The sequence below is a fragment of the Endozoicomonas sp. ALD068 genome, from assembly GCF_049310145.1.
GTDB lineage: Bacteria > Pseudomonadota > Gammaproteobacteria > Pseudomonadales > Endozoicomonadaceae > Endozoicomonas_A.
Genome location: NZ_JBLYNU010000004.1, coordinates 1,653,746 through 1,666,728, shown reverse-complemented (window position 1 = coordinate 1,666,728; position 12,983 = coordinate 1,653,746). Strand labels below are relative to the sequence as shown.

General features: G+C 48.8%; 11 protein-coding genes and 1 CRISPR repeat array (1 of these 12 cut by a window edge). Of the genes, 1 reads left to right on the top strand and 10 read right to left on the bottom strand.

The features are described from left to right. A CRISPR array of direct repeats spans nt 1-3,873; the repeat unit is 28 nt; unit sequence TTTCTAAGCTGCCTGCACGGCAGTGAAC (it extends 8,115 nt beyond the left edge of the window). A 266-nt stretch (nt 3,874-4,139) separates the two neighbouring features. Beyond that, nucleotides 4,140-4,934: a hypothetical protein gene (locus ACO6V5_RS05910; protein WP_422410035.1), complete on the bottom strand. Its 795-nt coding sequence runs from the start codon at nt 4,932-4,934 to the stop codon at nt 4,140-4,142. A 216-nt stretch (nt 4,935-5,150) separates the two neighbouring features. Here ACO6V5_RS05910 and ACO6V5_RS05905 point away from each other — a divergent pair, with 216 nt between their 5' ends. After that, nucleotides 5,151-5,624 carry a methyltransferase domain-containing protein gene (locus ACO6V5_RS05905; RefSeq protein WP_422441830.1) on the top strand — a complete coding sequence of 158 codons (474 nt, stop codon included), beginning with the start codon at nt 5,151-5,153 and terminating at the stop codon, nt 5,622-5,624. Here ACO6V5_RS05905 and ACO6V5_RS05900 read toward each other — a convergent pair. The 9 genes from ACO6V5_RS05900 to rpsA form a co-directional block, all read right to left on the bottom strand. After that, nucleotides 5,596-5,850 carry a FeoC-like transcriptional regulator gene (locus ACO6V5_RS05900; RefSeq protein WP_422138064.1) on the bottom strand — a complete coding sequence of 85 codons (255 nt, stop codon included), beginning with the start codon at nt 5,848-5,850 and terminating at the stop codon, nt 5,596-5,598. The two genes, ACO6V5_RS05905 and ACO6V5_RS05900, sit on opposite strands and share 29 nt — an antisense overlap. Further along, nucleotides 5,850-8,204: a Fe(2+) transporter permease subunit FeoB gene (feoB, locus tag ACO6V5_RS05895; RefSeq protein WP_422410038.1), complete on the bottom strand. Its 2,355-nt coding sequence runs from the start codon at nt 8,202-8,204 to the stop codon at nt 5,850-5,852. Before feoB ends, ACO6V5_RS05900 begins: the two co-directional genes overlap by 1 nt. Next, nucleotides 8,201-8,434, bottom strand: coding sequence for a FeoA family protein (locus ACO6V5_RS05890; RefSeq protein WP_422410040.1), 234 nt, complete (start codon nt 8,432-8,434; stop codon nt 8,201-8,203). Before ACO6V5_RS05890 ends, feoB begins: the two co-directional genes overlap by 4 nt. Nucleotides 8,435-8,749: 315 nt before the next feature. Beyond that, complete coding sequence (locus ACO6V5_RS05885; RefSeq protein WP_422133896.1) at nt 8,750-8,953, bottom strand: hypothetical protein; 204 nt, start codon at nt 8,951-8,953, stop codon at nt 8,750-8,752. A gap of 123 nt (nt 8,954-9,076) precedes the next feature. Next, a complete protein-coding gene (gene lapB, locus ACO6V5_RS05880) occupies nt 9,077-10,126 on the bottom strand; it encodes a lipopolysaccharide assembly protein LapB (RefSeq protein WP_422492067.1) in 1,050 nt (349 codons plus the stop codon). After that, nucleotides 10,117-10,251, bottom strand: coding sequence for a hypothetical protein (locus ACO6V5_RS05875; RefSeq protein ID WP_422492066.1), 135 nt, complete (start codon nt 10,249-10,251; stop codon nt 10,117-10,119). The genes lapB and ACO6V5_RS05875 overlap by 10 nt, the downstream gene beginning before the upstream one ends. Beyond that, complete coding sequence (locus ACO6V5_RS05870; protein ID WP_422133898.1) at nt 10,251-10,571, bottom strand: lipopolysaccharide assembly protein LapA domain-containing protein; 321 nt, start codon at nt 10,569-10,571, stop codon at nt 10,251-10,253. The genes ACO6V5_RS05875 and ACO6V5_RS05870 overlap by 1 nt, the downstream gene beginning before the upstream one ends. Nucleotides 10,572-10,652: 81 nt before the next feature. Next, on the bottom strand, nt 10,653-10,952 hold the full coding sequence (gene ihfB, locus ACO6V5_RS05865; RefSeq protein ID WP_422133899.1) for an integration host factor subunit beta: 300 nt from the start codon (nt 10,950-10,952) through the stop codon (nt 10,653-10,655). Nucleotides 10,953-11,264: 312 nt separating this feature from the next. Beyond that, on the bottom strand, nt 11,265-12,944 hold the full coding sequence (gene rpsA / locus ACO6V5_RS05860) for a 30S ribosomal protein S1 (RefSeq protein WP_317146341.1): 1,680 nt from the start codon (nt 12,942-12,944) through the stop codon (nt 11,265-11,267). Nucleotides 12,945-12,983 lie beyond the last annotated feature (39 nt).

The window sequence follows — 12,983 nt, the reverse complement described above, 5'->3', positions numbered from 1 at the left end:
TCTAAGCTGCCTGCACGGCAGTGAACATGCAACCTTCGACACCTATCAGTTTTGCCGTATTTCTAAGCTGCCTGCACGGCAGTGAACCAAAATTGTTAATGAATTTCATGATTCATCCTTTTCTAAGCTGCCTGCACGGCAGTGAACGCTCCAGCAACTGCGACTGACACTGCCTTGTCTTTCTAAGCTGCCTGCACGGCAGTGAACGAAGAAGCGCAGCGAGCGTTTGAAGACGTTTGTTTCTAAGCTGCCTGCACGGCAGTGAACTGATTGCCAAATGGCTCTTTTTGATCGTCATATTTCTAAGCTGCCTGCACGGCAGTGAACATCAGTGTATTTCGCTTTTCTTCCCACGTTTGTTTCTAAGCTGCCTGCACGGCAGTGAACGGGAGTGGGGCATTGCGGTCAATAGGTGCAGATTTCTAAGCTGCCTGCACGGCAGTGAACTTCCAGCGCCTGGGGCTGGGCTATCTGGAGCATTTCTAAGCTGCCTGCACGGCAGTGAACGGGTAGCTCATGGCTGAGATCATAACCCTAAAATTTCTAAGCTGCCTGCACGGCAGTGAACGAATGGCTACAACTGCCAGGCACCGATGATGATTTCTAAGCTGCCTGCACGGCAGTGAACTTTCGGGAGAACCAGGATTATAACGTCAGCAATTTCTAAGCTGCCTGCACGGCAGTGAACAATGCCCCTTTGACTTGTACCGGAGTGCGAGATTTCTAAGCTGCCTGCACGGCAGTGAACGCCGCTTGTCGTGTGGCCCCAGCTCCGCCAATTTTCTAAGCTGCCTGCACGGCAGTGAACAGCTGATCCAGCCCAAAATGTTTTCGTGATCATTTCTAAGCTGCCTGCACGGCAGTGAACCCTGATGCGCTCTCACAAAGGTCACGGTCATCTTTCTAAGCTGCCTGCACGGCAGTGAACGCAAACGCCACCCGTTTGAGCTCTTCCACACATTTCTAAGCTGCCTGCACGGCAGTGAACGAAAAAAGTTGCTGCTCTGCATACCCGTCAGCTTTCTAAGCTGCCTGCACGGCAGTGAACTTTGGGTTGCATTCGGATGGACATTGATTTGTTTTTCTAAGCTGCCTGCACGGCAGTGAACGACCCAGATTTGTATGGGGCCAACGCCTGTTCTTTCTAAGCTGCCTGCACGGCAGTGAACGCCGACGACTGTCTACGGCGATAAACCGGTCGTTTCTAAGCTGCCTGCACGGCAGTGAACTGCAACACCGGCGTTTCGCCATTTTTCGGGTTTTTCTAAGCTGCCTGCACGGCAGTGAACCGTCGGGACAGCTGCGCTGCCCGTCATGCTGGTTTCTAAGCTGCCTGCACGGCAGTGAACGTACGCGGCGCCTGGGCGAGATGGCCGCGTATTTTCTAAGCTGCCTGCACGGCAGTGAACATAATGCTGCGTTTGATGTTGAGGACGCAGAGTTTCTAAGCTGCCTGCACGGCAGTGAACTATTTCCAGACTGATATTAGCTTTTCTTAAAATTTCTAAGCTGCCTGCACGGCAGTGAACGCTGAGTAATGATGTCCCTCAGTTTAAAGAAGTTTCTAAGCTGCCTGCACGGCAGTGAACAAAAGCTACTGTTACACAGGCTGGATTGGTTGTTTCTAAGCTGCCTGCACGGCAGTGAACACACCGGCGGAACAGGTAGAACAGAGTTTGACTTTCTAAGCTGCCTGCACGGCAGTGAACTGGCCCAGGGCACGTTAACTGATAAACCTCGTTTTCTAAGCTGCCTGCACGGCAGTGAACGATTTTGTCGCAGAACCAGGAGTTGTTCTGCATTTCTAAGCTGCCTGCACGGCAGTGAACATATCAGTCAAGAATTATGCCTTATGCCTGATTTTCTAAGCTGCCTGCACGGCAGTGAACTAAAGTCAAGGATGAGAAAGTTATCCTCAGCAATTTCTAAGCTGCCTGCACGGCAGTGAACTGAGCCCTTCACCAGTATTGAAGCGGCGGAACTTTCTAAGCTGCCTGCACGGCAGTGAACTGGGCTTAGTGCTCTGGCTCGCGGTGCTTCGATTTCTAAGCTGCCTGCACGGCAGTGAACACTCCCTTTCTTCCTTTTCATCTTTGAATTTATTTCTAAGCTGCCTGCACGGCAGTGAACCAACCCGGAAGAAGTGGCCGACGAGCGAGCCATTTCTAAGCTGCCTGCACGGCAGTGAACGCTCCCCGCTGCCCCGGCAACAGCCCCTGCCATTTCTAAGCTGCCTGCACGGCAGTGAACCAACCCGGAAGAAGTGGCCGACGAGCGAGCCATTTCTAAGCTGCCTGCACGGCAGTGAACGCCCATCCGCAGGAACTGGCGTTACTGGAATCTTTCTAAGCTGCCTGCACGGCAGTGAACACGCACCGCATTAAGAAAAGCAGCGTACTGTGTTTTCTAAGCTGCCTGCACGGCAGTGAACCCTTTGACCTGCCCGCCGACGACCTGCTCAAATTTCTAAGCTGCCTGCACGGCAGTGAACGTCGAAACTTGCAGCATAATCTTGTTACTCATTTTCTAAGCTGCCTGCACGGCAGTGAACCGCATGGAGAAGGAATCAGGTTGGCTTTTGAATTTCTAAGCTGCCTGCACGGCAGTGAACTCTTAACTTCCGGGCGCAAATGCTGCGGAATTTTTCTAAGCTGCCTGCACGGCAGTGAACCTGGGGTCAGTTATCTAGCTGACTGAGACTATTTTCTAAGCTGCCTGCACGGCAGTGAACGCATTTCAGATCGTCACTAAAACCAATGGGCTTTTCTAAGCTGCCTGCACGGCAGTGAACTTTCTTAAAAGGTGATGGGCCTTGACACAGCATTTCTAAGCTGCCTGCACGGCAGTGAACTCTTAACTTCTGGGCGCAAATGGTGCGGAATTTTTCTAAGCTGCCTGCACGGCAGTGAACTATTCGCGGGACTATCAATACATTGCGCCACGTTTCTAAGCTGCCTGCACGGCAGTGAACGAACATTGGCGATGATCATCACCACAATCATTTTTCTAAGCTGCCTGCACGGCAGTGAACTCTTGCTCAACACCGTCGACTTTCACCGTCATTTTCTAAGCTGCCTGCACGGCAGTGAACTAGCAATGCTGATCGACTGATATTTTGTTGCATTTCTAAGCTGCCTGCACGGCAGTGAACGGCCCTGGCTTCCAGTTCTGCCTGTTCCTGTTTTTCTAAGCTGCCTGCACGGCAGTGAACTTCACCACTGCGTTTGGCCAGGTCAAGCCGATTTTCTAAGCTGCCTGCACGGCAGTGAACTAAAAGAAAGGGCTATAGCCCTTTTTTTTGTATTTCTAAGCTGCCTGCACGGCAGTGAACGCGCTAACAAATCAACTTGTGATGCCTGCTTTTTTCTAAGCTGCCTGCACGGCAGTGAACATCAGGATTTTCAAACAATTACACAAGTTGGTTTTCTAAGCTGCCTGCACGGCAGTGAACTACCCATGAATATGGAGCAGCCTGACCCTGCATTTCTAAGCTGCCTGCACGGCAGTGAACGAGGCGATTTGGTCCGTCTGATCGGCATAGCTTTTCTAAGCTGCCTGCACGGCAGTGAACGAAGGCTATCTGTGGCAACCGCTGGAGGACGGGTTTCTAAGCTGCCTGCACGGCAGTGAACAAAAGAAAGGGCTATAGCCCTTTTTTTTTGTATTTCTAAGCTGCCTGCACGGCAGTGAACATATGCTCTTCCACCTGGACACAATTTTCACTCTTTCTAAGCTGCCTGCACGGCAGTGAACGATTATGAAATTAAAAATAGAAATTAATACCGTTTCTAAGCTGCCTGCACGGCAGTGAACAACCGCCAGGTCAAGGCCCGCTATGTCAAGCATTTCTAAGCTGCCTGCACGGCAGTGAACCAGAGTATAAAGCATCAAACCACTTATATAACAGCAACTTAGGAATAAATATCAAATTCACCCCAATTTTTTGAGCCATTTATAACCATATGATTTTTAACATCTTTTTAAAGAGCGAATATTTTTGGTCAAAATCAGGAAAATGTCACTCTGTTGCAAACACCCAAAAAAGTCAAACCAGCAAAGTCGGTGGCGCAAATATAAGCCAACTATGCTCCCAAACCATCTGGCAGCCAAAGTGCATCTCGATAGACGACGACGGGCTTTTATTCATAGTAAGAAGCTTCCCGACTGTACCAGGACTGAGGGCGCCCGACGGGCTGATTGAAATCCGGGAATGGCAGTAGCTTGCCATTGGGACCTTTGGTCATTTTATAATCCTGCCATCGATCATCAATGTACAATTCATCACCGGCACGTATAAATTTTAATTGAGCATAGACCGCTATGGGCAGAGGCTTAACTCCCGCTGTGTATGCAACACCCGAGGTAAAACCTGTCAGCTCAAAGCCGTTTTTCAGCCAGTCGACATTGCCTGTAAGGGCATGGGACTCCACCACGGCAGGATCACTGTGGGACAGTACACTGCTTTCAAAATGCCATTGATGTTCGGCATCTATTCTTAATACGTAGCGAATCGCCAGATAGCGGTGCTCACGAAACTTTTTCTTGCGCTGATCATGTTTATTAATTTCGTAAAACGTATTCCTGATGGCTTCAATCGTATCAAAAGCGATGCCATCCGCCATTCGATAAGGATTACCAATAAGCACCTCACCCTTAGAGATGGTCAGTGTTTCCGGCTCATTTTCGACAGGTTTATTTTTATACTCCTTGTCAATAATGATACGGAACTGCCTGGCATGCATCGGCTCATACCGCCCAAGTACTGATTGCAGTTTTTGGAAGCCTGCATCCAGGCTTTCAATAGACGGGACAGGTTCGGCTGCATAGAGAGGCCAAATGACGATTGTGACCAATGAGAATACGCCAGTGATCGCCAATTTTCTCAACGTACTGTTTATCGCACTATATGTCGCACTGTTTATTGCACTATTCATCGCACTACTTGACTTGAGACTCTGTTTGTAAGCTAGTTCATACAGCAAAACTGTCCAGCCAGAACTTGATCAAAGCGTCAAATAAAGAGCAATATAAAAACCTGGCGGGTAATAAAGTTCTTTAAGGGAATGATTAACTTTGAACACACAATTCTGATTCTGATCTTTTTTGCAGGCTGCCTGATAACTACGACCATTGTCTTTTGGAGCCTGCGTTTGGGCATCACTCCAACACCCTCTTCTGGCAAGGTAAGAGTAAAACTACTGGAAACCCTGCCTTCAAGGGTCGATGGCAACATTTATGAACTGGGCTGTGGTTTTGGTTCTCTGATTTCAGTGTTGGCAAATGCCTATCCTGACCGCATCATCTTCGGAATTGAACGTTCTCCCCTCCCCTACTGGATCAGCCGAATACGCTGCAGCCATCTAAAAAATGTCATCATCATTCAGCAGGATATTTTTCAACATCAATGGGAAGAAGCCGGATTGGTCGTATGCTATCTCTATCCGGGCGCTATGGAAAAGTTATCCGGGGCATTCAAGGAGAAACTTAAGGATGGCTGTTACATCGTCAGCCACACATTCAGGCTACCGGGATGGCAGCCTGAACGTACGAATAAGGCTAACGATTTATACCTTAGCCCAGTCTATCGATATCGGGTTAATCACTCTGAACACAGACAGGAATGAGATCGTAGTGACTCGAGCTTAACCAACGATAGACAATCAATTGTTCAGGCCCACAACTGACACACCCCTGTTTGCAGCCGGATGACTCCTCCACCACTTTTCCTTTCCTGACCCAGTGACTCAGCATGGCCTGCATGGCTTCAGGGTCTACTTCAAAATGCTGACTCAGTTCAGCCAAAGTACAGATACCTTTTTCTGACAGAAAATCTCTGATTGATAGCAGCATCAATGGCTTCCTGAAGAGCTTCTGAGTGTTTCAGCGGGTAAATCTTCTGAAGTGAATAGCAATCTCTGCCCTGCCCTCCTGAGTAGCAGAAACACCAGAGCCATGGCCAGTATTATAACGGACAGCCAGCTCAGGGATGTCAGTGGTTGAATAGTGATTCGGGACAGCTGGTAGTATAGAGTAGCCACTGAATATCCCATGAAGAAAGTCCAGCCCGCCACAAAGAATGTCCAGCGAAGGCCTGACTCCCGATAAATAGCCCCCAGGGCTGCAACACAAGGTGTGTAGAGCAGGATCATCAGGAGATAAGCGACGACAGCCGCATCACTGATGAACAGTCTTTGCATGACCGCGAAGGTGGAAACTTCCACTGCCTGGTCCTGCGCTACTGATTCCAGATTACTCAAATCACCAACACTGAGTCCAAGAGGATCTGCCAGAGAAGATAGCACCTCTGAAAGATTGACAGGAATGGTTGCCATGGCCTCCTTAAAACCAGACATAAAGTCAAAATTATGGGCTTGGGCTTGAGTGCCATTCTCCTGCTCAGCGATGGAGGTGTACATGGAGTTTAGTGTGCCAACCACCGCCTCTTTTGCCAGAATGCCTGTGAACAGGCCAACAGCCGCTGGCCAGTTATCTTCTGACATACCCATGGGAGCAAAAGCAGGTGAAATGGTTTGACCTATTTTACTGAGCGCTGATGACTGGGTGTCTTCATGGCCAAAACTGCCGTCAGTTCCTACAGAGTTCAGGGTATTGAGTATCATTACTACGAGAACTATGGCTTTACCTGCCCTGAACAAGAAGGCTTTCAGTCGGCTCCAGGTTCTCAGCAGTACATGCTTGACTGACGGCCTGTGATAGTTAGGTAACTCCATAACAAAAGGTGTAACCTCTCCACTGAAGAGACTCTTCTTCAGCATCAAACCCGTTACCACCGCAGCCAGAATACCCGTCAGGTAGAGTGTAAAAACCACATTCTGGCCGAAACCGGGAAAGAAGGCCGCAGCAAATAACGCATAAACAGGAAGACGCGCACCACAGGACATAAAAGGCGCCATGGCAATGGTCAGCATCCGGTCCTGCTGATTTTCCAGCGTCCGGGTCGCCATAATGGCCGGTACGTTACAGCCAAACCCAACCAACATAGGCACAAAAGCCTTTCCGGGAAGACCCAGAAAACGCATTGCCCTGTCCATAACAAAGGCGGCTCTGGCCATATAACCTGAATCCTCCAGTACTGAAAGGAACAGGAACAGAAAAGCAATTACCGGTATGAAGGTAGAGACAGTCTGGATACCGCCACCGACACCTTTGGCCAGCAGCGCAATAATCCAGTCCGGCGCATCGATACTTTCAAGCAGATGGCTCACACCATCGACAAAGAAAGTGCCTGAGAGAATATCGAAAAAGTCTATAAAAGCACTGCCTATGTTCACAGAGAACATGAACATCAGATACATAACACCAAAGAAAACCGGCAACCCCACCAGTCGATTCAGGACAATGCGGTCGACACGCTCAGTAAGACCTTGACTTACATTCCCCATGCTTTTGACAGTATCCTTCATGATGAGGCTGATGCTTTCATAACGACCGTTTGCCACCAGGATATCCATCTCTGCATCATAGGCGTCCTCAAGTTGGGATCGCGCCAAAACCGCAGCCTCCAACAGACCCTGAGAAACCTGGTCAACAAAACCGGCCTCGCCCTCCAGTAATTTAAGCGACACCCAACGTGCAATTGAGCGATCTTCAATCTCACTGGCAACACGTGCCTGCAGGCAAGTAACAGATTCTTCCAGAACGCTTCCCAGATATTGCGGCTTTGCCGGTCCAACTCCTTTAAAAAAGCATTGATTAATAAGATCCTTGAGCCCCGGTGTTCCTTTGTTTCTGGAGGCTATCATGGCATGAACAGGGCAACCGAGCTGTTCGGACAGCTTTTCAGCATTGATCTTGAGACCTTTGTCCCTGGCAACATCCATCATGTTGAGGACAACAAGAACGGGGAGTCCCATATCCAACAGCTGTGTGGTCAGATACAGGTTACGCTCAATATTTGAAGCATCGACAACGTTGACGATCAACTCAGCTTCACGGGCAAGGATAAAGTCACGGGCAATGCGCTCATCCATCGATACCTGATCATCAACCACGTCCAGACAATAGGTACCGGGCAGGTCAACCACTTCAACGAGCTGGCTTTTATACTCATAGCGGCCACTGCGCTTTTCTACAGTAACACCAAGCCAATTGCCTACATGCTGACTGGCCCCCGTCAAACTGTTGAATAAAGTGGTTTTGCCGCAATTAGGGTTGCCTACAATCGCAAACACATGTTCGTTCATAGACGAGTCACTTCAACGGCTGCCGCTTCGTGACGACGCAGACTGAGTTGAAATCCCCGAACCTGGAGCTGAATAGGGTCACCCAGAGGCGCGACCCGGCATACTCTGAAACAGGTTCCAGGCGTCAGGCCCATGGCCAGAAGCTTACGACGATAGGCTGAGCCTGCTTCCCTGAAAGCGAAGACCCGAGCTTCCTCTCCTGTCCGGAGATCCCCTAAAGTGACCGTCATCACAATCTCCCAAGCCTCCTCCCGGAACGCACAGCAAGCGGGAGAGAGTGCTTCCTGATACATCTGATGATGTAGTGAAAAGAGTAACCTGAGGCGGTTCATGGAAAGACAACAACAGATTGAAAAGCAAGCGGAATACTAGACCTAAATGAGAATTATTTCAATTAACAATCGAACTCATTAATATCGTAGTTTCAGAAATATTAATTTTTAATTCATATAGATTTTTTCAAAATATCAAAAAGAAATATCTGCTAAATGAGTACGAAAATATTAAATGGTCATACTGTGGCATCTTGAAAATCAATTTAACTTTCAGCTCAGGGGGCCATTATTTTCTCTGTCTCCGACAATCTTCTCTGCCAGTGTATGGCGCACTTGAACCCTGGCTTCATCCAGTTCCTGAAGAGTGGCAATATTCATTTTTACTTTCAATCGAGATGGGGCTTTGTCGGCAAAAACAGGGGCAGAAAGAGCCAGCAGGGTCACTGCGGTAAAACTGATTATTCTTTTTCTCATCGGAGACATCCTTAACTTCCTGTCTGCCTCCCACGCTGCATCCTGAAATTTGGAAGATATACTAAGAAGGCTCTATAAACAGGTCTAGACAAGAACACTCAGTAAAACAAACAAATGGGGATATTACTCCCCTTCTACGCCCTGAATGGGTGCCAGAGTTCCCCAGCCATCACAACCCGGACAATGCCAATGCATCTCTTTGCCGGAAAAGCCACAGCTGAAGCACTGGTAAACAGGCTTTTCAAGCAACATCTGGTCTGTGACCTCTTTCAACAGTTTGATACTGGTCAGAGAGGGGTCAGAGGAATGATTTAACTGAATATTGATCAAGGCATTCAACCCCCTGAGAGAAGGTTGCCGTCGCAACTGAATGGTTAAAAATTCCATGGCAGACACTTCATCACGACTGCTCATTAACTGAGCCGTCATGGCCAATATAATAGCTGTACCCGACTTCTCATTGAGACACCGTGCCAGATAGCTGCCCAGAGCACGCTGCTGATGACTTCGGTGACAGACAGTTTCAAGCATTTCCAGAGTCAGTGGCACGTAACGATTATCCTGAATGGACACCTTCTGGAGAGCCTTAACGGCTTCTCTGTCGCGGCCTTCCTCCATTTCTATCTGGCCCAGTATCAAGCTGGCCCTGACACAGTTCTTATCCCTGGAAAATGCTGTTCTGATGAACTTTCTGGCCCCCGATCGATCATTGTGAAGCAGTTTTTCTTCGGCTAACTCACAGTACAAATGAGCCAGCCTGGAGGCATAGTACTCACCTGACAATTTACGGAGGGATTCTGCAATCTCAACAGCCTGCTGCCACTCTTTCTCTCTCTCATAGATTTTCAGAAGTTGTTCAAGCGCATCCACTCTATATTCATGATTTTGACTGGAAAGATCGACCAGCATGGCTTCGGCGCGATCAAATAATCCTGCGGTCATGTAGTCCTTGGCCAGCTCCAGCCGAACACGAATGGATTGAAGGGGGGTCAGACTAGGTCGGGCCAAAAGATCCTGATGCACCCGAATCGATTTATCCACCTCTCCTTTACGACAAAACAGGCTACCCAGGGCAAGATAGGTATCGACAGTATCATTATTAATATCCAGCGCTCTGATAAAGGTCTCAATGGCCTCATCCGTCTGCTCATTTAACAGATAGTTCAACCCCACAAAATACTCTTTAGAGAGGGGTCGCCCGGGGAAGTGGTCTTTTTTTTCTTTTTTTCAGCACGTCCGAGAAGATATCCTGCCAGCATTGCCACCATAATCAGCGCCAGCAGTGCAACATCGGGCATCAGGTTAATCCTTGCAAGGCATTCGCTCTGAGTTTTTGTATTTCTGCATCACGTCGGCCCAGCTTACGCTTAAAACTGGCATTGGCCAACCTCAGCCGGGTCATAGCCACCAGTGAGACCAGCAGCCCGAATAGCCCGCCCATTATGAAGGAGATAACGACGACAGAAGACACCTTCACTTCTGGCAATAAAAAACCAGCCAGGTCGAATCTCACCAATTGTGGGTTAGCGACAATAAAATTGACGAGAATAATCAGCAGGAGGAGACTGCCCAACAGTATTACCAGCCGCTTCAGCCAGATACTCAAATGAGAGACCATATTCGATCAAACTCCAGTGATGACTTATTTACGATCCGATTCCGAGTCACAATTGAACAGAGCTTAACAACAGTGGAAAAATCAAGATTTCAGATTCTTAAGGCTACTGTTAACACGATCCCGCATATCTTTGCCCGGCTTGAAATGAGGAACGTATTTTCCATTCAGAACAACAGAGTCACCGGTCTTGGGATTTCGCCCCACCCTGGGAGCCCTGTAGTGCAGGGAAAAACTGCCAAACCCTCTGATTTCCACCCTTGTTCCACAGGAAAGAGAATGTGACATCTGCTCAAGAATAGATTTGATGGCCAGCTCTACATCCTTCACCGACAACTGATCTTGCAGATCGGTCAGTCGTTCTATCAATTCTGATCGGGTCATTGTCGTTCTTCCTATCCCTGCACCCTTGGGTGACACTGAAGTATCAGTATCGTTACAGACGCTGCACCCTGATCAGGAGATAAACAAGACATTAAACAGTCGTAGCCTGGAACGGCCAAGTATCTCATTAGCCGGACACCCGATAATTCAGGCAGTCCCGAACCTGACAGGGATTACAGATAATTCCTACCCTAGCCAACCCGATTCAATAAATCAAGCAACCTATTGATTACCATAAAAAAAACCGCAGCCCGAGCTGCGGTTTTTTTTATGGTAAAAGAAAGCTTCATCAGAAGCTTTCTCCAACAAGTATTACTTGTTTTCCATCTGAGCCTTGATCAGGTCACCGATGGTGGTAGGGCCGGAAGTCTCGTCTTCCTGCTTCGCACGCAGTTCTTTCATGGCCGCTTTCTCTTCAGCCTGATCCTTCGCCTTGATGGACAGGGAGATATTGCGGTTCTTACGATCGATACTGATGATGCGGGCTTCTACTTCTTCGCCTTCTTTCAGGACGTTGGTAGCGTCTTCAACGCGATCAACACTGATTTCAGAAGCTTTCAGAGTAGCCAGAACGTCTTCAGCCAGTTCTACGGTAGCTGCCTTGGCTGTCACTTCCTTGATCACACCCTTAACGATGGAACCTTTTTCATTCAGGCCAGCGAAAGAGTTGAATGGATCTTCGGACAGTTGCTTGATACCCAAAGAGATGCGCTCACGCTCAGCGTCGATCGCCAGGATAACAGCTTCAACTTCGTCACCTTTACGGTACTTGCGAACAGCTTCTTCGCCAGTTTCATTCCAGGAGATATCAGACAGGTGAACCAGACCGTCGATGCCGCCATCCAGACCAATGAAGATACCGAAGTCAGTGATAGACTTGATCTTACCAGCCAGTTTGTCGCCCTTGTTGAAGGAACCGGAGAACTCTTCCCATGGGTTCTGCTTGCACTGCTTGATACCCAGAGAGATACGACGACGCTCTTCGTCGATGTCCAGAACCTGAACTTCAACTTCATCACCCAGAGCAACCACCTTGGATGGGTGGATGTTCTTGTTAGTCCAGTCCATTTCAGAAACGTGAACCAGACCCTCAACACCTTCTTCCAGCTCAACAAAGCAGCCGTAGTCGGTCAGGTTAGTGATTCGACCGGAAACACGGGTACCTTCAGGGAAGCGTTTGGTGATAGCCACCCAAGGATCTTCACCCAGCTGCTTCAGACCCAGGGATACGCGGTTACGGTCGCGGTCAAACTTCAGAACCTTGACGTTGATTTCGTCACCAACGTTCACAATCTCGCTTGGATGCTTGATGCGCTTCCAGGCCATATCAGTAATATGCAGCAGACCGTCAACACCGCCCAGATCAACGAATGCACCGTAGTCGGTCAGGTTCTTGACGATACCTTTAACTTCCAGACCTTCCTGCAGAGATTCCAGCAGCTGCTCGCGCTCAGCGCTGTTTTCAGCTTCTAGAACGCTGCGACGGGAAACGACTACGTTGTTACGTTTCTGGTCCAGCTTGATAACCTTGAATTCCAGCTCTTTGCCTTCCAGGTGAGCTGTGTCACGAACCGGACGCACGTCAACCAGAGAGCCAGGCAGGAAGGCACGAATAGTGTTAACGTCAACAGTAAAGCCACCCTTGACCTTACCGGAAATAACACCTTTAACGATCTCTTCAGCTTCGAAGGCTTTTTCGAGTTCGCCCCAAGCTTCCATACGCTTGGCTTTTTCACGGGAAAGACGGGTTTCACCGAAACCATCTTCAACCGCGTCAAGAGCAACCTGAACTTCGTCGCCGACAGCGATGGTCAGTTCACCCTGTTCGTTCAGGAACTGAGCTTTTGGGATAACACCTTCAGACTTCAGGCCTGCGTGGACAGTAACCCAGTCGCTGTCGATATCGACAACCTGACCGCTAACAATAGCGCCCGGCTTCATTTCGATATCTTTCAGGCTTTCTTCAAACAGTTCAGCAAAGCTTTCGCTCATGGTCATTCCTATCAATCAGCACTTCAATCAACACCACCT

Bases quoted from the DNA above. Each gene is read 5' to 3' on its own strand.
- ACO6V5_RS05910 (WP_422410035.1), bottom strand. From the start codon at position 4,934: ATGAATAGTGCAATAAACAGTGCGACATATAGTGCGATAAACAGTACG.
- ACO6V5_RS05900 (WP_422138064.1), bottom strand. From the start codon at position 5,850: ATGCTGCTATCAATCAGAGATTTTCTGTCAGAAAAAGGTATCTGTACT.
- feoB (WP_422410038.1), bottom strand. From the start codon at position 8,204: ATGAACGAACATGTGTTTGCGATTGTAGGCAACCCTAATTGCGGCAAA.
- ACO6V5_RS05890 (WP_422410040.1), bottom strand. From the start codon at position 8,434: ATGACGGTCACTTTAGGGGATCTCCGGACAGGAGAGGAAGCTCGGGTC.
- ACO6V5_RS05885 (WP_422133896.1), bottom strand. From the start codon at position 8,953: ATGAGAAAAAGAATAATCAGTTTTACCGCAGTGACCCTGCTGGCTCTT.
- ACO6V5_RS05875 (WP_422492066.1), bottom strand. From the start codon at position 10,251: ATGCCCGATGTTGCACTGCTGGCGCTGATTATGGTGGCAATGCTGGCA.
- ACO6V5_RS05870 (WP_422133898.1), bottom strand. From the start codon at position 10,571: ATGGTCTCTCATTTGAGTATCTGGCTGAAGCGGCTGGTAATACTGTTG.
- ihfB (WP_422133899.1), bottom strand. From the start codon at position 10,952: ATGACCCGATCAGAATTGATAGAACGACTGACCGATCTGCAAGATCAG.
- rpsA (WP_317146341.1), bottom strand. From the start codon at position 12,944: ATGAGCGAAAGCTTTGCTGAACTGTTTGAAGAAAGCCTGAAAGATATC.